The sequence below is a fragment of the Pigmentiphaga soli genome, from assembly GCF_039541095.1.
GTDB lineage: Bacteria > Pseudomonadota > Gammaproteobacteria > Burkholderiales > Burkholderiaceae_B > Pigmentiphaga > Pigmentiphaga soli.
Genome location: NZ_BAABFO010000001.1, coordinates 25023 through 42284, shown reverse-complemented (window position 1 = coordinate 42284; position 17262 = coordinate 25023). Strand labels below are relative to the sequence as shown.

At 67.5% G+C, this 17262-nt stretch carries 20 protein-coding genes and 1 pseudogene; 13 read left to right on the top strand and 8 right to left on the bottom strand.

Going from position 1 to position 17262, the window contains the following annotated elements; translation table 11 throughout:
• Nucleotides 1–17 precede the first annotated feature (17 nt).
• Both ABD927_RS00220 and ABD927_RS00215 read right to left on the bottom strand, forming a co-directional pair.
• On the bottom strand, nt 18–344 hold the full coding sequence (locus tag ABD927_RS00220; RefSeq protein WP_345245106.1) for an AzlD domain-containing protein: 327 nt from the start codon (nt 342–344) through the stop codon (nt 18–20).
• The gene (locus ABD927_RS00215; protein WP_425570150.1) at nt 341–1018 is read right to left on the bottom strand and encodes an AzlC family ABC transporter permease; all 678 of its coding nucleotides are present in this window, start codon (nt 1016–1018) and stop codon (nt 341–343) included. The genes ABD927_RS00220 and ABD927_RS00215 overlap by 4 nt, the downstream gene beginning before the upstream one ends.
• Before the next feature lie 289 nt (nt 1019–1307).
• Here ABD927_RS00215 and ABD927_RS00210 point away from each other — a divergent pair, with 289 nt between their 5' ends.
• From ABD927_RS00210 to ABD927_RS00185, 6 genes are all read left to right on the top strand, one after another.
• Entirely contained in the window at nt 1308–2228 is a 921-nt protein-coding gene (locus ABD927_RS00210) for a branched-chain amino acid transaminase (RefSeq protein ID WP_345245102.1), read from the top strand.
• Nucleotides 2229–2380: 152 nt separating this feature from the next.
• Nucleotides 2381–2581 carry a zinc-finger domain-containing protein gene (locus ABD927_RS00205; RefSeq protein WP_345245100.1) on the top strand — a complete coding sequence of 67 codons (201 nt, stop codon included), beginning with the start codon at nt 2381–2383 and terminating at the stop codon, nt 2579–2581.
• 126 nt (nt 2582–2707) lie between these two features.
• Complete coding sequence (gene purU, locus ABD927_RS00200; protein ID WP_345245098.1) at nt 2708–3562, top strand: formyltetrahydrofolate deformylase; 855 nt, start codon at nt 2708–2710, stop codon at nt 3560–3562.
• A 26-nt stretch (nt 3563–3588) separates the two neighbouring features.
• Entirely contained in the window at nt 3589–4008 is a 420-nt protein-coding gene (locus ABD927_RS00195) for a YybH family protein (protein ID WP_345245914.1), read from the top strand.
• Nucleotides 4009–5052, top strand: coding sequence for a YheT family hydrolase (locus ABD927_RS00190; RefSeq protein ID WP_345245096.1), 1044 nt, complete (start codon nt 4009–4011; stop codon nt 5050–5052).
• 139 nt (nt 5053–5191) lie between these two features.
• Nucleotides 5192–5857 (top strand): DUF2946 family protein, encoded by a 666-nt coding sequence (locus tag ABD927_RS00185; RefSeq protein WP_345245094.1) that lies wholly within the window; start codon nt 5192–5194, stop codon nt 5855–5857.
• Between the two features lie 59 nt (nt 5858–5916).
• Here ABD927_RS00185 and ABD927_RS00180 read toward each other — a convergent pair.
• Together ABD927_RS00180 and ABD927_RS00175 are read right to left on the bottom strand one after the other, a co-directional pair.
• A pseudogene (locus ABD927_RS00180) lies at nt 5917–6326 on the bottom strand (type II toxin-antitoxin system HicB family antitoxin).
• Nucleotides 6327–6431: 105 nt separating this feature from the next.
• Nucleotides 6432–7943: a M48 family metalloprotease gene (locus ABD927_RS00175; RefSeq protein WP_345245092.1), complete on the bottom strand. Its 1512-nt coding sequence runs from the start codon at nt 7941–7943 to the stop codon at nt 6432–6434.
• 186 nt (nt 7944–8129) lie between these two features.
• Here ABD927_RS00175 and ABD927_RS00170 point away from each other — a divergent pair, with 186 nt between their 5' ends.
• The 7 genes from ABD927_RS00170 to ABD927_RS00140 all read left to right on the top strand — a co-directional run bounded on the left by ABD927_RS00170 (nt 8130) and on the right by ABD927_RS00140 (nt 14203).
• A complete protein-coding gene (locus ABD927_RS00170) occupies nt 8130–8987 on the top strand; it encodes a sulfurtransferase (RefSeq protein WP_345245090.1) in 858 nt (285 codons plus the stop codon).
• Nucleotides 8987–9478 carry a cyclic pyranopterin monophosphate synthase MoaC gene (gene moaC / locus ABD927_RS00165; RefSeq protein ID WP_345245088.1) on the top strand — a complete coding sequence of 164 codons (492 nt, stop codon included), beginning with the start codon at nt 8987–8989 and terminating at the stop codon, nt 9476–9478. Before ABD927_RS00170 ends, moaC begins: the two co-directional genes overlap by 1 nt.
• A gap of 155 nt (nt 9479–9633) precedes the next feature.
• On the top strand, nt 9634–10005 hold the full coding sequence (locus ABD927_RS00160) for a RidA family protein (RefSeq protein WP_345245912.1): 372 nt from the start codon (nt 9634–9636) through the stop codon (nt 10003–10005).
• A 120-nt stretch (nt 10006–10125) separates the two neighbouring features.
• The gene (locus ABD927_RS00155) at nt 10126–11097 is read left to right on the top strand and encodes an ornithine cyclodeaminase family protein (RefSeq protein ID WP_345245086.1); all 972 of its coding nucleotides are present in this window, start codon (nt 10126–10128) and stop codon (nt 11095–11097) included.
• Nucleotides 11098–11121: 24 nt separating this feature from the next.
• Nucleotides 11122–12090: a threo-3-hydroxy-L-aspartate ammonia-lyase gene (locus ABD927_RS00150; protein WP_345245084.1), complete on the top strand. Its 969-nt coding sequence runs from the start codon at nt 11122–11124 to the stop codon at nt 12088–12090.
• 306 nt (nt 12091–12396) lie between these two features.
• Nucleotides 12397–13353 (top strand): Bug family tripartite tricarboxylate transporter substrate binding protein, encoded by a 957-nt coding sequence (locus tag ABD927_RS00145; protein WP_345245082.1) that lies wholly within the window; start codon nt 12397–12399, stop codon nt 13351–13353.
• Between the two features lie 10 nt (nt 13354–13363).
• Complete coding sequence (locus ABD927_RS00140; RefSeq protein ID WP_345245080.1) at nt 13364–14203, top strand: creatininase family protein; 840 nt, start codon at nt 13364–13366, stop codon at nt 14201–14203.
• Nucleotides 14204–14255: 52 nt separating this feature from the next.
• Here ABD927_RS00140 and ABD927_RS00135 read toward each other — a convergent pair whose 3' ends face one another.
• From ABD927_RS00135 to ABD927_RS00120, 4 genes are all read right to left on the bottom strand, one after another.
• On the bottom strand, nt 14256–14885 hold the full coding sequence (locus ABD927_RS00135; RefSeq protein WP_345245910.1) for a helix-turn-helix transcriptional regulator: 630 nt from the start codon (nt 14883–14885) through the stop codon (nt 14256–14258).
• A 5-nt stretch (nt 14886–14890) separates the two neighbouring features.
• A complete protein-coding gene (locus tag ABD927_RS00130; RefSeq protein ID WP_345245078.1) occupies nt 14891–15658 on the bottom strand; it encodes an HAD family hydrolase in 768 nt (255 codons plus the stop codon).
• On the bottom strand, nt 15651–16118 hold the full coding sequence (locus ABD927_RS00125; protein ID WP_345245076.1) for a YbaK/prolyl-tRNA synthetase associated domain-containing protein: 468 nt from the start codon (nt 16116–16118) through the stop codon (nt 15651–15653). The genes ABD927_RS00130 and ABD927_RS00125 overlap by 8 nt, the downstream gene beginning before the upstream one ends.
• Nucleotides 16119–16203: 85 nt before the next feature.
• A complete protein-coding gene (locus tag ABD927_RS00120; protein ID WP_345245074.1) occupies nt 16204–17178 on the bottom strand; it encodes a glycosyltransferase family 9 protein in 975 nt (324 codons plus the stop codon).
• Between the last annotated feature and the right edge of the window lie 84 nt (nt 17179–17262).

The following is a 17262-nucleotide window of genomic DNA, read 5'->3' as shown; positions in this document are numbered from 1 at the left end:
TATAGGCCTGCACGGATTCATGTGCCGAATATCCAGCGCAGCAGCCACAGCGCGGCCATGCCGGCCACGATCATGGCCGCGGTGCTGCGGGTATAGGCCATGACGGCCACCGCCACCACGGCGGCCAAGGGCTTGAAGTCGAACGGCGGCGCGGCGCCCCAGGGGAACAGCTCGGGCACCACGATGGCCGCCAGCGCGGCGGCCGGCGCATAGCGCAGGGCCCGCCGCACGATATCTGGCAAGGGCATGTAGTCGCCCAGCAGCAGGAAGCCCGAGCGGGCCACCACGGTGCACGCCGTCAGGGCCGCGATCGCCAGCCAGACGTAGCCGTCGCCCGGCGTCACGACGGCGCCCCGCGCCGGGCTGCGCGGCCTTCGGCCAGCAGGCCGGCGGCCACGCCGGCCACCACAGCCGCCACCAGCCCCAGGCGCAGCGGCAGCGGCTGCGCCGCCCAGGCCGTGACGCCGGCGGCGGCCAGCGCCGCCAGCATCGGCCGGCTGGCCGCCATCGGTACCACGATGGCCACCAGCGCCAGCACGCCGGCGAACTCCAGCGACCATGAAGCCGGGAACAGGCCGCCCAGCAGGATGCCCGCGATCGAGGCCACCTGCCACACCGCCCAGTTGGCCGCCGCGATGCCCACGTAGAAGCCGGTCTGCTCCGGCGTGCCCTTGACCGCCGCGCTGCCGTAGCGCGGCATGAACAGCACGAAATTCATGTCGCCGCCGATGTAGCCCAGGAACAGCCGCTGGTACCAGCGGTAAGGGCGGAAATAGGGATGCAGCCCGGCCGCGAAGATCACGAAGCGCAGGTTGACCACGAAGGCGGCGGTGAACAGCAGCCACAGCGGCACGCCGGCCATGACCAGCGGCAGCGAGGTGAGCTGGGCGGTGCCTGCGTACACGATCAGGGTCATGCCCAGCGCGGCGCCGATGCCCAGGCCGGCCTTGACCATCGCCACGCCGGTGACCAGGCCCCACAGCGCGGTGGCGACCGCGACCGGCGCCAGCGTGCGCACGCCTTCGCGGAAGCCGGCGCGGAATTCGGCGGAGGCGGCCGATGGCGCGGCCTTCCCTACGGTGGAACCAGGGGTGGAATCGGGGGTGGAATGGGTGGGCATCGGGCGGCGCCCTGGCGTCTCTGCTGGCGGCCGCGCGCGGCGCGGCCCATGGTTTTTTTCTTATTGTAAGGGACAACCCCGTCCCCCGCCGCCGTGCGCGCCTGGCCGCCGTGGCGCAAAATCGCGGGCACGGCCATGCAGGGCCACAGATTGCTACAATGTCTGGTTCATTTCGGAGATCCAAATCATGTCGATGGCAGACCGCGACGGCTTCATCTGGTACGACGGCAAGCTCGTACCGTGGCGTGAGGCCAATACCCACGTGCTCACGCACTCTCTGCACTACGGGTTGGCGGTATTCGAGGGTGTTCGCGCGTACAAGACCCATCTCGGCACGTCGATCTTCCGGCTCAAGGAGCATACCGACCGCCTGTTCAACTCGGCGCACATCTACCAGATGCCCATCCCGTACAGCCGGGAACAGGTGATGGAAGCGCAGAAGGAAGTGGTGCGCGCCAACAAGCTGGAATCGTGCTACCTGCGCCCGATCGCTTTCTACGGCTCCGAAAAGATGGGCGTCTCGCCCAAGGGCGCCACCGTGCACGTGGCCATCGCCGGCTGGGAATGGGGCGCCTACCTGGGGGCCGACGGCCTCGAAAAAGGCATCCGCATCAAGACCGCGTCGTACGCCCGCCACCACGTCAACGTGACGATGCCGCGCGCCAAGCTGGCCTCCACCTACGCCAACTCGATCCTGGCCAACATGGAAGCCACCGACGCCGGCTACGACGAGGCCCTGCTGCTCGACACCGACGGCTTCGTGGCCGAGGGCGCGGGCGAGAACGTCTTCATCGTCAAGGACGGCGTGATCTACGAACCCGAGATCGCCTCGGCCCTGATCGGCATCACGCGCGCCACCGTGCATGCGCTGGCGGCCGACCTCGGCCTGAAGGTCGTCACCCGTCGCCTCACGCGCGACGACGTCTACATCGCCGACGAAGCCTTCTTCAGCGGCACCGCCGCCGAGATCACCCCCATCCGCGAACTCGACGGCCGCAAGATCGGCGCCGGCAGCCGCGGGCCGGTCACGGCCAAGGTACAGCAGGCCTATTTCGACCTGGTCGCCGGCCGCAACGAGAAATACGCCCATTGGCTGACGAGGGTTTGAGCCCACCCCTACGCGCTTCGCGCGCCCCTCGAGGGGCGGCACCGGCGGACCGGCGAAGCCGGATCCGCGGTGCCCTGGATGCAGTGACGCAGGTTGGTGCCGTATTTGAAGGTGCGCAGCACCATGGAAACAGAGCTGAGCAGGAAATGGCCATGAATGCCGACACGAAAGAAGAAGTGATCGAAATCGACGGCGACGAGCTGCCGCTGGCCTGCCCCGGGCCGCGCGCGCCGCTGTGGAGCATGCACCCGCGCGTGTTTCTCGACGTCGCCACCACGGGCCAGGCCAAGTGCCCGTACTGTGGCGCCGAATATCGGCTGAAGGCCGGCGCTATCGTCCACGGGGGGCATTAAGGCCCCCTACGCGCTTACGCGCGCCCCCAAGGGGCGACGCTGGCGGACCGGCGGAGCCGGATCCGCGGCGTCCTGGATCGGGGCGGCTGAATGCCGCCCGGCGGGCTTTTTTTACAGGACATTCCTGTGCAGCAGAACGACCACATCCTGACGCTCGCCTGCCCCGATTCGATCGGTATCGTCTACCACGTCTCGGGCTTCCTGTTCGAGCGTGGTTGCAACATCATCGATTCGCAGCAGTTCGGCGACGAAGACACCAAGCTGTTCTTCCTGCGCGTGCATTTTTCGCTGCCCGACGGGGTCGGCCCCGGCCGGGTGCGCGAGGAGTTCGCCGCGATCGGCGAACGCTTCGGCATGAGCTGGCAGATCCACGACGCGCACCGCAAGCAGCGCGTGATGCTGATGGTCAGCAAGCACGGCCACTGCCTGAACGACCTGCTGTTCCGCGTCAAGAGCGGGCAACTGCAGATCGAGATCCCGGCCATCGTCTCCAACCATCCCGATTTCGCGCTGCTGTCGGCTTCGTACGGCATTCCGTTCTACCATCTGCCGGTGCAATCCGGCGGCAAGGAACAGCAGGAGCGGCAGGTGCTGCAGATCGTGGAGCGCGAACGCATCGACCTGGTCGTGCTGGCGCGCTACATGCAGATCCTGTCGGCCGGCATGTGCCACGCGCTGGCCGGCCGCGCGATCAACATCCACCACAGCTTCCTGCCGAGCTTCAAGGGCGCGCGCCCCTACTACCAGGCGCACGAACGCGGGGTCAAGCTGATCGGCGCCACCGCGCACTACGTCACGCCCGACCTCGACGAAGGCCCGATCATCGAACAGGACATCGCGCGGGTCGACCACACCATGTCGCCCGAAACCCTCACCCAGGTCGGCCGCGACGTCGAAAGCCTGGTGCTGTCGCGCGCGGTGCGCTGGCACGTGGAGCACCGCATCCTGATCAACGGTCACAAGACCATCGTGTTCCGGTAACCGCCATGACCCCCCGCACGTCGCCGCTGTTCGCCACGCCCGACGAAGCCGAACACGCCTTCTACGAGGCGCTGGAGCAGGCCGACCTCGCGCAATTGATGGAAGTGTGGTCCGACGACGAGGAAATCGTCTGCATCCACCCCGGCGGCCCGCGGCTGGTGGGGCTGCAGGCGGTGCAGGAATCGTGGCAGGAAATCTTCGCCAACGGACCGCTGCCGATCCGCCCGCTGCACCTGCACACGGTGCAGAGCATGATGAGCTCGGTCCACACCGTGGTGGAGCAGCTGGTGGCCGGCAGCGGCCGCAGCCGGCAGATCCTGAACTGCCATGCAACCAATGTCTATCACAAGGGTCCGACTGGCTGGCGCCTGGTGTTGCACCACGCGTCGCAGGCGCCGGCCGGGTTCGAGCCGGTCCCCGAGGACATCCCCGACCTGCTGCACTGAATGCCCGCCCGACTGGACACCACCGCCTGCCCCACGCCCCGCTGGCTGCCCGAAGGACATAGTCAAACCATCTATGCGGCGCTGTGCGCGTCGCACCACCGCGTAGGTTTCGCGCGCGAGCGGGTCGAGACGCCCGACGGCGATTTCATCGACCTGGACTGGACCGCGCCCGGCCTGGTGCCCGGCCCCGCCCCGGCCGGCGGCATCGCCGCCGCGCTGGCGGCCCGCAAGCCCTCGCCGCGCGGCGCCGATGCGCTGGCCCTGTTCCATGGCCTGGAGGGCAGCAGCGCCAGCCACTACGCGCAGGCGATCGCCCAGCATTTCCGCTCGCGCGGCTGGACGGTGGTCGTACCCCACTTCCGCGGCTGCTCGGGCGAGCCGAACCGGCTGCCGCGCGCCTATCATTCGGGCGATTCGGCCGAACTCGGCTTCATGCTCGAGACCGTGCGGCAGCGCGCGCCGGACGCCCGCTGGCACGCCGCCGGCGTGTCGCTGGGCGGCAACGTGCTGTTGAAATACCTGGGCGAACAGGGCGCCGCCGCCGGCTGGCTCGCGGCCGCCGCCGGCATCTCGGCGCCGCTCGACCTGACCGTTGGCGGCCATGCGCTGGGCCATGGCTTCGTCAACCGCCGCCTCTATACGCCCATGTTCCTGCGCACGCTGAAGTCCAAGACGCTGCAGAAGGCGCAGAAATTCCCCGGCACGGTCGACGTGATCCGCGTCGCCAACGCGCGCGACCTGAAGGAATTCGACGACGCCTACACCGCCCCCACGCATGGCTTCCGCAACGCCGACGACTACTGGGCGCGCGCCTCCAGCAAGCCGCTGCTGGGCGGCATCGCGGTGCCGACGCTGGTGCTGAACGCGCGCAACGACCCCTTCCTGCCGGCCCACTGCCTGCCGGAGCCGAAGGACGCCTCCGATGCCGTGCTGCTGCACCAGCCACGGCACGGCGGCCACGTCGGCTTCGCCACCGGCCGCTTCCCCACCAGCCTGGGCTGGCTGCCGGCGCGCCTGGCTACATTCTTCCGCACGGGGGATTGACAGATGGGCCCACCCCTACGCGCTCCGCGCGCCCCTCAAGGGGCGGCACCAGCGGACCGGCAAAGCCGGATCCGCGGTGCCCTCGACAGGACGGTGCTGAATCATGCGCTGCAGAAAATTCGTCGCACTGGGGATTGGCATGGATGACAACGTCGTCGCCGCGATGGCGCGCTGGCCCAACGTGCCGGACGCGTTCGGCTGGCTGTCGCTGGACCGGCGCGGCCGCTGGCGCCTGCATGCGCGCGGCGACGCGGCGCGCGGCGGCACGGGCGAGGAAATCGCGCACCCGGGCGTGCAGGCCTTCATCGGCCGCAACTACCTGCGCGACGACGCCGGCCGCTGGTACTTCCAGAACGGGCCGCAGCGGGTCTTCCTGCGGCTCGACGGCGCGCCGCTGATCTTGCGCACCGGCGATACCGGCGCCGGGCTGGTCGCCCACACCGGCGCCCAGGTGAGTGCCGTACACGAATGGGCGATCGACGCCGACGGCAACCTGTACGCCGCCACCGATCTCGGCCCCGGCCTGGTCGAAGACCGCGACCTGGAACGGGTGCTGGACGGCATGACCGGCGAAGACGGCCGGCCGCTGGACGAAGCCGCGCCGGACTGGCTGCAGCGCCTGCTGGAAGGCGGCGGCGCGCCCGATGCGCCGGCGGCGGCGTTCTCGGTGCGCTGCCGGGCCTTGCCGGATGCCGTCGTGCCGCTGCGCCCGCTCGCGGGCGGGGCGGACCGCCATTTCGGCTTCGTGGCCAATCCGCAGGGTTCGGAGTCTGCCGGGGACTGCGTAGGCGGCCAGCCGGAATGAAGAATTGAGCCTGAACGAGCTGTTTGCTCTCCCGCGTGGAGAAACGGCCCTCGCCGGATTTAAACGTGCTTCGATACTTCCGGCTGTATCGCCAGTTGCGCGATATAGGCAGAGCGTGATGCGCCCGCAGCACGAGCCTTGGCATCCAGGCGCGCCAGGATCCGGCGCGGCAACGTGATGTTTACACGCTCGATGGTGTCATCGAAGATGGCAGGATCGATTTCGGCAATCGCCCATATCCAGCCCTTGTTTCAGGATCTCGTTGAAGATCGGTAATGCTGCTGGGTGCGGGGATCTCCATGCCATCGTCCGAGGCGGTTTCTATCCACAGCGTTATCGCTTCCTTGGCGTTTTCAATGGCTTCGTCCACGCCCTCGTCGGCGGCAGAAAAACAGCCTGGAAGATCGGGCACCACGACGCCCCAGGCGTGCTTGTCGTCACCGGGTTCGATTGCAATGGGATATTTCATGGCGATCGTCCTTCCTTTATTTCAACCCGGCCTGTTTCAGCAACTTGGCCACCAGTCCTACACCCAAGTCTTTATGGGACAGGACAACCTTGGGCCATCTCCGGCTCAGCTCTGGAACCGCTTCAACAGATCCTGCTCTTCTTTCTGCTTGCGCTGCAGATCCCTGACCTGCGCGTCGATCTGCGATTGTTCGTAGAAATCCTTGGAGATCCTGCGCGCCTGCTGCAGTTGCTCGACCGCGGCCGGCAGCGCGCCGGTCATGGCGTAGTAATCGGCCATGTTGCGGCGGCTGGCGACGTCGTTGCCCAGCTTTTCGTAGCTATTGGCCAGCATCTGGCGGAACCCGGACTCCTCGCTCCAGCGCCCGATCTGCTCGCGCAGGAAGTCGACGGCTTCGCGGTCGCGGCCGGCGCGTTGCAGGCTTTCGCCCACCGCGTAGGCGAGGGTCAGCTGCTGGGGCCAGCGCGCATAGGCGGCGCGCGCCAGTTCAAGGGCATGCGCCGTGTCGCCCTGGGCCAGCGCCAGGTCCACCGCCAGGCGGGCCAGCATGAAATGGTCGCGCGCGCCCGAAGTGGCTTCCATATAAGCCTGGCTGGCCTTGGCGTAGTCGCGCCGCATCATCCAGCCGGTGGCCACGCCGTACAGGTCGGCGGCGCGTTCGACGCCGTTGGTGGTGTCGCGCGCGCGGCTTTCCAGGTAGCGGATGGCGTCGAGCGTTTCCTGCGCGTTGCCGCCGGACTGCAGCACCCGCAGCTTGGCCCGCACGAAATAGAAATCCGGCGAATCGGTGTACGAATGCTGCGGCACCGAGCGCGCGCGGTTCTGCATGTCGGACATCCGCTCGATCGACAGCGGGTGGGTACGGGTGAAGACGTTGCCGGTGCCCTCGTTGACCGAGGTCAGCTGCATCAGGCGGCCGAAGAAGGCCGCCATGCCGTTGACGTTGAAGCCTGCCGCATTGAGCATGTCGAAGCCGGTGCGGTCGGCCTCGCGCTCGGCGTCGCGCGAGAAGCCCAGCTGCGAATCGATGGCGGCGGCCTGGCCGAAGGCCATCGCCGCCTCGGGCGCCTGCGAGTTGCCGCGCGCCGCCACCACGGCGGCCAGCAGCGCCGCCACCATGATGAGACTGTTCTGCTTTTGCTGCACCAGGCCGCGCGCAATGTGCCGCTGCACCACGTGGCCGATTTCGTGCGCCAGCACGCCGGCCAGCTCGGATTCGTTTTCCGCCGCCACCACCAGCCCGGCATTGACGCCGATGAAGCCGCCCGGCATCGAAAAGGCGTTGATCTCGCTGTCGCGCACGGCGAATACCCGGATGTCGGGCGCGCCCGGCGGCGCGCCGGCCACCAGCCGGCCGCCCAGGTTGGTGAGGTACTGGCGGATGGCCGGATCGCCGATGTAGTCCGGATCGTGCTCCGAATCCGTCATGATGGCCTCGCCCAGCCGCCGCTCCAGCCGCGGCGACAGCTCCGTCGATGCCGAATCGCCCAGGTCGGGCAGGCCCACCGGCTGCGCCAGCGCGGCGCGCGGCAGTGCCGAGGCCATCAGGAACGGCGCCAGCAGCGCGGCGGCAATGGCCCGCAGGCAGCGCGAAGAGGGTCGGGATAGGGTCGCCATGCAAGTATGATAATGGGTCCACCCCCCCTACGCGCTTCGCGCGCCCCCTCGAGGGGGCGATGCGGGCGGACCGGCTGAGCCGGATCCGCCGCATCCTGGATGGGGCGGTACAGACCGCACGCCATGGATACTGGAACGATAGCCCAAAAGCCCCGGTCCGGCGCGACGGGCGCGAGGAAAATGAAGATGCCCGATACCCCGCTGATCTCTCCCGCCGAACTGCAGGCGCTGTTGCGCGCGCCGGGGGCCGACGTGCTGGTCTGCGACTGCGGCTTCGACCTGGCCGATCCCGCGGCCGGCGAACGGGCCCACGTCCTGGCGCGGCTGCCCGGCGCCGTCTACGTGCACCTCGAGCGCGACCTCAGCGCGCCGCGCAGCGGCAACAACGGCCGCCATCCCCTCCCCGCCCGCGAAACCTTCGCCGCCACGATGGCGCGGCTGGGCGCCGGCAACGGCACGCGGGTGGTGGCCTACGACGCGGCCGGCGGCATCTATGCCGCGCGCCTGTGGTGGATGCTGCGCTGGGCCGGCCATGCCGCGGCCGCGGTGCTCGACGGCGGGCTGGCGGCCTGGCGCGAGGCCGGACTGCCGCTGGAAACCGGCGTGGCTCCGCCGCGCCCGGCGGGCGGCTTCACGCTGCGGCCGGCGCTGGCTGCCACGGTGGACTACGACACGCTGCGCGCCCGGATCGGCGACGGCCGCCACGTGGTGATCGACGCTCGCGCCGCCGACCGCTTCCGCGGCGAAAACGAGCACATGGACCCGGTGGCCGGACATATTCCGGGCGCGGTCAATCGCCCGTGCGCGCAGAACCTGGCCGGCGGCCGCTTCCTGCCGGCGGAACAATTGCGCGCCGCGTTCGCCGGGCTGCTGGACGGCCGGCCGCCGGCCGACGCCATCAGCCAATGCGGCTCCGGCGTGACCGCCTGCCACAACCTGCTGGCGATGGAAGTGGCCGGCCTGCCCGGCGCGGCGCTGTACCCAGGCTCGTGGAGCGAGTGGTGCAGCCGCCCCGGCGCGCCCATCGCTACCGGGGAACAGTGATGGCCGACCTGACGCATTTCGACGGCGCCGGCCGCGCCCACATGGTCGACGTGGGCGCCAAGCCGGCCACGGCGCGGGTGGCCGTGGCCGGCGGCAGCATCCGCATGCAGGCCGCCACGCTGGCGCGCGTGCGCGACGGCAAGGCCGACAAGGGCGACGTGCTGGGCGTGGCCCGCATCGCCGCCATCATGGCCGGGAAAAAAACGGCCGACCTGATCCCCTTGTGCCATCCGATCCCGCTCACCCACGTGGCCTGCGACTTCGAACTGGACGAAGCGGCCTGCGCGGTCCATTGCACCGTGCGCGCCGAAACCGTAGGCGCCACCGGCGTCGAGATGGAGGCACTGACCGCGGTGCAGGTGGCGCTGCTCACCATCTACGATATGTGCAAGGCGGTGGACCGCGGGATGGTGATGGAGAACGTGCGGCTGCTGGAAAAGCGCGGCGGCAAGTCGGGAGACTGGGTCCGGCAGGACACGCGGCAAGGGTGAGGCGGGCCCGATTATTAAATAGATTGTCTAAAATTAGACATAAAGTTAATAACCCGGTACAGTGTCATTTGCGGAGACATGCCGCGGCCTCAGGAATTCCAAGGGAAATCATCCGAGTGTCTTCCAAATACACCTCGCAAGACATCGCCTGCGTTATGAGCAGGGACATCTCTCCGCCTGCCGGGCATTACTCCCACGTCTGCGTGGCCGGCGGCTTCGCCTACATCTCGGGCCAGCTCCCGGTCGATGCCCATGGCAAGCCGCTCGGCGACCTGCCGTTCGAAGACCAGGTCAGACAAGTGCTGGCCAACCTGGATGCTTGCCTGGCGGCGGTGGATGCCACCCGCAGGGACCTGGTCCAGGTGCGGGTATTCGTTACCGACATGGGCCAGTGGCCGGCCTTCAACAGGCTCTATGCCGAATGGATCGCCGACCACAGGCCGGCCCGGGCCGTGGCGGCGTCTTCGGCCCTTCACTACGGGTCCGCCGTCGAGATCGAGGCCGTCGCGCTGAGTCCCGCGCACTGATTTGACTTTTTGTCTACTGTTATACACAATAAATAAATCCCACAGGGCCCGTCTGACGGGCCCTGCTCGTTCTTGCCTGTAACGACGGCACGCCCTTCACGAATCAGCCCCCCTCCCCCGATGCCTCAAGACGCAACGCTCCTCCTGCTCGACGGCCGAACCGTCGAATCCCTGCTCGATCCCGACGATGTACTTGCCGCCGTGCGTCTGGCATTCAGTCTCCACAGCCAGGGCAGCGGCCGGGTGTTCCCCCTGATTCGCGAACATCTGCACACAGGTGGCGTCTTCGGCATCAAGGCGGGAGACATCGCCGGAGACAACGTGCTCGGCTTCAAAGCGGCCGGCTTCTGGCCGGGCAACCGCGAGCTGGGCAGCGAGCCGCACCAGGCGACCGTGATGCTGTTCGACCCGGCCACCGGGCGTCCGCTGTGCCTCATGGACGGCAACGCCATCACGGCCGAGCGCACCGGCGCGGCCGGCGGGATCGGCCTGCAGGAACTCGCGCGGCCGGACAGCGGCAGCCTGTGCGTGTTCGGCACCGGCGTCCAGGCGCGGGTACAGTTGCGCTATGCGCTCAAGGTCCTGCCCGGAATCCGGCATGTACGGTATGTCAGCGCGAACGGCCAACCCGACCTCGCCTTCGAAGCGGCATTCCACGGCAAATGCGAATTGCGGCTGGCCGCCAACCGCGACGAAGCCGTCGCCGCGAGCGACGTGGTCATCACCGCGACGACGGGCGGCGGCGCGCTGTTCAGCCTGGACGCCGTGCGGCCGGGCACGCACCTCAACTGCGTGGGCTCGGATACGGCCGGCAAGCGGGAATTGCCCCCCGGCCTGCTTGCCCGCGCCCGCGTCGTCGTCGACGACCTGGCGCAGTCGCGATCCGTGGGAGAGTGCCAATGGGCAAGCGGCACGGAGTGCACGGAGATGGGAAGCCTGATCGCCAAGCAGCACAAGCCGCTCCGGAAAGACGACGAAATCACCGTGTTCGATATGACGGGAATCGCACTGCAGGATCTGACCGTCGCCCGCACTCTGTATGAAGGCGCCCGCGCGCGAGGCCAAGGCACCTCCGTGGCGTGGCCTTGGTAAAACACCGACTCCGGAAATCCAACCATGACGACCATCGACCTTCCCACCTACGCCGACGTCGAGGCGGCGGCCGGCCGCCTGGCAGGCTATGCGCACAAGACTCCCGTCAACACCTCGCGCACCCTGAACGAAATGACGGGCGCGCAGGTGTTCATCAAATGCGAGAACTTCCAGCGCATGGGCGCCTTCAAGTTCCGCGGCGCCTTCAACGCGCTGGCGAAGTTCACGCCCGAGCAGCGCAAGGCCGGCGTGGTCACCTTCTCGTCGGGCAACCATGCCCAGGGCATTGCGCTCTCGGCAAAGCTGCTGGACGTGCCCGCCACCATCGTGATGCCGCACGACGCCCCGGCCGCCAAGGTCGCGGCCACCAAGGGCTACGGCGCCGAAGTGATCGTCTATAACCGCTACGAGGAAGACCGGGAGGCCATCGGGCGGCGCCTGGCCGCCGAGCGCGGCCTGACGCTGATCCCGCCCTACGACCACCCCGACGTGTTGACCGGCCAGGGCACCGCGGCCAAGGAACTGTTCGAAGAAGCCGGCCCGCTCGATGCCCTGTTCGTGCCCCTGGGCGGCGGCGGGCTGCTGTCCGGCACCGCCCTGTCGACGCGGGCGCTGGCCCCCGGCTGCGAGCTGTACGGCGTCGAGCCCGAGGCCGGCAACGATGGCCAGCAATCGTTCCGCAGCGGCGCCATCGTCCATATCGACACGCCGGTGACCATCGCCGACGGCGCGCAGACCCAGCACCTGGGCAACTACACCTTCGGCATCATCAAGCGCGACGTCGACGACATCCTGACCGCGAGCGACCGCGAACTGGTCGACGCGATGAGGTTCTTTGCCGAACGGATGAAGATGATCGTGGAACCCACGGGCTGCCTGGGCCTGGCCGCCGCGCTCAAGCACAAGGATGCGCTCAAGGGCAAGCGCGTCGGGGTCATCGTCAGCGGCGGCAATGTCGATCTCCAGCGTTTCTGCCAGCTGGTATCCGCCTGAGGCGTTGCCGCGGTACCACAGCATATCGCCGCCACGATATCGGCCCCTGGCACCACCGCTGTGCACGTGGCCGATTCGACCCTCCATTCCGCCGCCCGGCGCACCATATGGAAGCAGTTTTCCGGTCTCTTCGCACCGGAAAAGCGCAGCGGGATATTCATGGACGAACGGTCAATTAATGCGCGCCACGCGTCCGTCAATATGGCGGACTTCCGTTATTTACGATTTGTACAATCCTAGATAAACTGACAATAATCGGGCGCACCGAAATCTCTCGGCGCCCGGATCGTCTACTCAAGGATTGAAATGTTCAGACACCTTCTGCGCCTATTGCTCCTGTGCGTTCCCCTGACGGCCTTCGCCCAGGCCCCCACCGCGCCGGTCAGGCTCATCATCCCGTTCGCCCCCGGGGGAACCGCCGACATCCTGGGCCGTCTTCTCGCGAATAGCCTGACGCCGATCGTGGGCCAGCAGGTGATCGTCGAAAACCGCAGCGGCGCCAGCGGCTTCATCGCCGCGCAGGCGACCGCGGCGGCCAAGCCGGACGGCCAGACGCTGATGATGTCCTTCCTGAACCTGCACGCGGTTTCCAAGCAGGTGCCCGGCATGAACCTGCCGATCGATCCGGACAAGGACCTCACGCCTATCGTCAACGTCGCGCGCGTGCCGTTCATCCTGGTGGCCAACAAGAACGCGCCGTTCAACACGGTGCAGGAACTGATCGCCTACGCCAGGGCCAATCCCGACAAGCTGAGCTTCGCCTCCTCCGGTTCCGCCGGCGGCCCGCACCTCGCGGGTGAGCTGTTCAAGGCCCAGGCCGGCGTCAGCATCCTGCACGTGCCGTACCGCGGCGGCGCGCCGGCCGTGAACGACATCATCGCGGGCAATACCACGATGATTTTCGGCCTGCTGCCCGAACTCATCGGCCAGATCCAGGCGAAGAACCTCAAGCCGATCGCCATGCTGTCCCAGAATCCCAATCCCCTGGTACCGAACGTTCCGCTGATCCGGAGCGTGCTGCCGAACTACGACAACGATTACTGGTACGCCATCTCCGGCCCGGCGGGCATGGCGCCGGCAACGGTGGCCTATTGGAACGAGGCCGTGAACAAGGCCCTGCAGACGCCCGAACTGCGGCAGCGGCTGGAGCGCCAGGCGCTCGAACCGATCGGCGGCTCGGTGGAAAGCTTCAGGGCCACCATCAAGTCGGACTACGATAAGTGGGGCGACATCGTGCGCCGGGCCCACATCACGGCAGAGTAAGGAACCCATGGTGGAAAAACCGCAAAGCAACTGGATCCACGAACTGACCTGGCGGGTCGTGGAAGCGCGCATCAAGCGCAGCGACGTGGTGCTGGTACCCATCGGCGCCACCGAACAGCATGGCGAGCACGCCGCGCTCATGCTCGACACCGGCTGGGCGATCCAGTCGAGCGTGGCGGCCGCCACGATGACGGACTGCCTGATCGCGCCCCCGCTGCACTACGGTTGGTCGTACGGCCACATGGCCTTTCCGGGCACCGTGGGCTTCTCCGCGGCCACGCTCACCCAGGTTGCCGTCGAAATCGGCGAATGCCTGGTGCGGCACGGCTTCAAGCGCATCGTCTTCGTCAACGGCAATCGCCAGGCCAACGTGCCGCCGCTGGAGATCGCCGCCGCGAAACTGCAGCTGGACACGGGCGCCTTCGTGGCCGTTGCCGACTGCGGACTGATCGCGCGCGACGACGTGTTCAAGCTTGCCGAAGGTCCGACCGGCACCCTGGGACACGCCGGCGAGAGCGAAACGTCGATGATGCTGGCGTTCTATCCGGAACTGGTGGACATGAAGCTCGCCCCGCCCGACCGCCCCGCCGGCGTGTCGCATCCGGCGCTGCGGCAAGGCCATCTGACGCTGGACCCGCGCCTGGAAGGCAATTCCTGGTTCGTGCCCCGCGATCCGGCCGAGTTTTACCAGCAGACGATCGAGCGCGGCGGCGTGGTGGGCGATGCCCAGCCGGCCACCGCGGAAAAGGGCGCGCAGATGGTGCGCGCCATCGGCAGGCGGATCGCGGAAGGCATCGACGCCGCCCGCAGCAAGAAACTCACGATCCGGATTCCGGACATCCGCGTCTAGCGAGGCCGGACGGCTGGGGGGAATTCCGGTTTGCCGCCGGAAATCCCCCGGCCTATTTGATGTCGTTGTAGACGGTGGCGCGCGATACGCCAAGAACCTGGGCCGCGATGTCGACCGAGCGGCGGAACTCCAGATAGCCCTCGTCCTTCAGCGAGGCAATCAGCTCGCGGCGCTGGTCGAGCCGCAACGCCCTGGGGGTGGTTGCCAGGTTCGCGGCAAACTGGCCGATCCGCTCGCGCAGCCTGTCCGCATTGGCGGGATCGATCGATTCCTTGGCCTCGCCGTTGATGGCGGAGAACCGCTCCAATATGGAGGCCATGCCGCGGAACGCGGTCACGTCCACGTTCAGGCAGAGCGCGGCGAAATAATGGCCGCCCGAATCCTTGATGCCGATCGACGTGCTCTTGGCGCGCCGGCCATCGGCAAATTCATTCGCGTAATTGGCCAGCACCTGGGGGTAATCGTCGTCTGCGATCCGGGCCAGGCCGAGCTCCGTGGCCGGATCCCCCACTTTTCGTCCCGACAGATTGTTGTGGATGGCCAGGATCGCGTGCTGGGGCGAGCGCAGGTCGTGCACGACGACCTCCGTGAACGGCGCCAGCGTTTCGCCGAGCGCCTGCGCGATCTGCTTCACCTGGTCCAGGATGACCCGCTGTTCGCTGGTAAGGTCCTTCTTCGGCATCGCCTTCATCTTGGAATATCTTTCGTTGCCATGCGGGTGCCTTGCAGAAGCAGGCACAGGTCGCCGAGACTGCCCACTACGGCATGGGCGTCCGGTTCGCGCGTGTCTCGCGTATCTCTTGCGGCAGGCGGCACGGGCTCCCGCACCAGCCATGCCGCCGCCATGCCGGCGCGCCGGGCGCCAACGACATCCATGGGATGGCTGTCGCCCACATGCAGTATCCGGGAGGGGCTCAGTTTCAGCTTTCGGGCCGCTTCGTGGAATATGCGCGCCTCCGGCTTGCCCGCGCCGACTTCTTGCGCCGTTACCGCGGCGTCGAAGAACCGGTCTATGCCCGCAGCCGCCAGGCTCGAGTTTCCGTTGGTGACCGCGACGATAGCATAGCGGGCCGCAAGCCATTCGAGCGCGGGAACGACGTCGTCGTAGAGCTCCACCCGCAGGCGTTCGGCGTAGAAGACGTCATAGGCCTCGTCCACGAATATGCCGTCGCCGCCGGCGGCCGCGAGAATGCGGCGGATGGATTCTTTTCGGATCAGGTCCGGCCTTTCGGCCAGGTCCCGGCGTTCGATGGCCGTTCGCTCGCGCATCCGGGCGAGCGCGCCGGGGCCCGAGGCCGTCCGGGCGATGCCGGGAAAACGTTCCAGCATCCACCGGTGAAGCGCGGCTTCCGCACGCGCGACGGCCGGCGCGAACGGCCACAAGGTGTCGTCGAGATCCAGCGAGATCGCCCGGAGACCGTTCGGCCATACGGGATCGAACGGAGAATCAGGCACAGAGGGGATGCAGCCTGGGAGACGCGATCGCAAGATAGTCCTGCGAATCGAGGACCATCGAGCGGTCGAGGCGGCCTGCGTTGAAGGCGATTTCCCGATACGCCCGGACCAGGCCCGGATCGGCCACGAGCTCGATCTGCGGCGAGAAACTGAAAGGCGGGATCGCTCCGATCGCGCAGCCGGTTTCCCGGGTCGCTTCCTCGGGGCTCGCCATGGTGACTTTCTTCAGGCCCAGCGCTTGCGCCAGCTTGCGGAAATCGAGTTTCCTGTCGCCCGGGAGAACCGCGAGAATGAAACGCGGGGGATCGTCCTTGCTCTTGCAAAGCATGGCCTTGGCGCCCTGGCCCGGCTCGGTGCCGCGAATGCGGGCAACCTCGTCGGATTTTCCCGCGGGCGGATGTTCGATGGTCCGGAATCGGGCGCCGCGGGCGGTCAATAGACGCTCCAATTCTTCGAACATCGCCAACGCTCCAAATGACTTCCGAATGCGGTTCTGCACGCCGTGCAGTCCGGATTCGATTTTAGACGTTTTATATAACTAGTGTCTAACCGTCAAAAAGCGCATGGCGGTCACGCTGGCCCAGGTGGCGGTCGAAAAGGCAATGTGCGCCGAGGCCTGCGACTTCCGCCTGCAGCGCATCGAAAGCCCGCAGCACCCGCGACACTGGCAGCAATTGCCGCCAGTAGCGCTCTTTCAAGACCGTCGGAAAAACCAGCGGCAGCGGCAGCACCACGCGGTTTCTGCCCCAGGCCGGGCGCCACCGGCGCGCCAGCCCGTTGCGGGGAAACAGCGAGAGCGTGGGTAGCCCGAGGGCCGAGGCCAGATGGCCCACGCCGGAGTCGTTGCCGATGAACCATCCGGATTCGTAGATCAACGCCGCCAGGTCGGCCAGGTCCGGCAGGACTTCTATCCGGACCCGGCCCGCATGCGCTTTCCACGCCGGCCATTCCGACGGCGACACCACCAGGCACGGGTCCAGCCCCCAGCGCTCCAGGGCATGCGCAAGATCGACGAAATTGCCGGCTCCCCAGGCCTTGAAATCGTTGCTGGCGGTGGGGTGGATCACGACCCGCTCCGGGAAGTGGCGAAACCGCAGCGCCCGGGCGGCCGGAGGCCGCATCCCGCAATCCCTCGACAGTTCGCCGGCAAGCCCCATGTCGCCGCCGATCATCAACAGCGAATCCAGTATGTGGATACGCTTGCCGAAATGCGGCTGGTGGATGAGCGACACGAGGTTGCCGGCGTTCAGATATTCGCCGGCGACCCTGCGCGGGTACATCTGCACGATCCGGTCATAGCGCGCCAACGCGCCGGCGACATCGGCCGCCGGCGGGTCGGGCACGAAGAGATGGGAGGCGTAGGGAAACCAGTCCCGCAGCGGCGCGATGACGCCGCCCACCAGCTCCAGCCTGGCGCCCTGGCTCAGGAGGTTGCGCAGCAATACGCAGAGATAGAGGGAGTCGCCGATCGCATGCGGCATGACGACTCCCGTCAATCCGCCAAAGACGCGGGAAACCATAGGCATAGCCGTTCCTGAAAAAAATTGGCAGGTGCAGTGGCGCGGAAGATTACAGGAACATGCCCCACACTGCGCTGATAAAAT

What these genes read in the sequence shown, in the direction of transcription:
- ABD927_RS00160 (WP_345245912.1), top strand. Translation starts at nt 9,634, where the DNA reads ATGAGCAGGGACATCTCTCCGCCTGCCGGGCATTACTCCCACGTCTGC.
- ABD927_RS00125 (WP_345245076.1), bottom strand. Translation starts at nt 16,118, where the DNA reads ATGTTCGAAGAATTGGAGCGTCTATTGACCGCCCGCGGCGCCCGATTC.
- ABD927_RS00150 (WP_345245084.1), top strand. Translation starts at nt 11,122, where the DNA reads ATGACGACCATCGACCTTCCCACCTACGCCGACGTCGAGGCGGCGGCC.
- moaC (WP_345245088.1), top strand. Translation starts at nt 8,987, where the DNA reads ATGGCCGACCTGACGCATTTCGACGGCGCCGGCCGCGCCCACATGGTC.
- ABD927_RS00205 (WP_345245100.1), top strand. Translation starts at nt 2,381, where the DNA reads ATGAATGCCGACACGAAAGAAGAAGTGATCGAAATCGACGGCGACGAG.
- ABD927_RS00145 (WP_345245082.1), top strand. Translation starts at nt 12,397, where the DNA reads ATGTTCAGACACCTTCTGCGCCTATTGCTCCTGTGCGTTCCCCTGACG.
- ABD927_RS00175 (WP_345245092.1), bottom strand. Translation starts at nt 7,943, where the DNA reads ATGGCGACCCTATCCCGACCCTCTTCGCGCTGCCTGCGGGCCATTGCC.
- ABD927_RS00170 (WP_345245090.1), top strand. Translation starts at nt 8,130, where the DNA reads ATGCCCGATACCCCGCTGATCTCTCCCGCCGAACTGCAGGCGCTGTTG.
- ABD927_RS00210 (WP_345245102.1), top strand. Translation starts at nt 1,308, where the DNA reads ATGTCGATGGCAGACCGCGACGGCTTCATCTGGTACGACGGCAAGCTC.
- ABD927_RS00190 (WP_345245096.1), top strand. Translation starts at nt 4,009, where the DNA reads ATGCCCGCCCGACTGGACACCACCGCCTGCCCCACGCCCCGCTGGCTG.
- ABD927_RS00155 (WP_345245086.1), top strand. Translation starts at nt 10,126, where the DNA reads ATGCCTCAAGACGCAACGCTCCTCCTGCTCGACGGCCGAACCGTCGAA.
- ABD927_RS00120 (WP_345245074.1), bottom strand. Translation starts at nt 17,178, where the DNA reads ATGGTTTCCCGCGTCTTTGGCGGATTGACGGGAGTCGTCATGCCGCAT.
- ABD927_RS00135 (WP_345245910.1), bottom strand. Translation starts at nt 14,885, where the DNA reads ATGCCGAAGAAGGACCTTACCAGCGAACAGCGGGTCATCCTGGACCAG.
- ABD927_RS00185 (WP_345245094.1), top strand. Translation starts at nt 5,192, where the DNA reads ATGGATGACAACGTCGTCGCCGCGATGGCGCGCTGGCCCAACGTGCCG.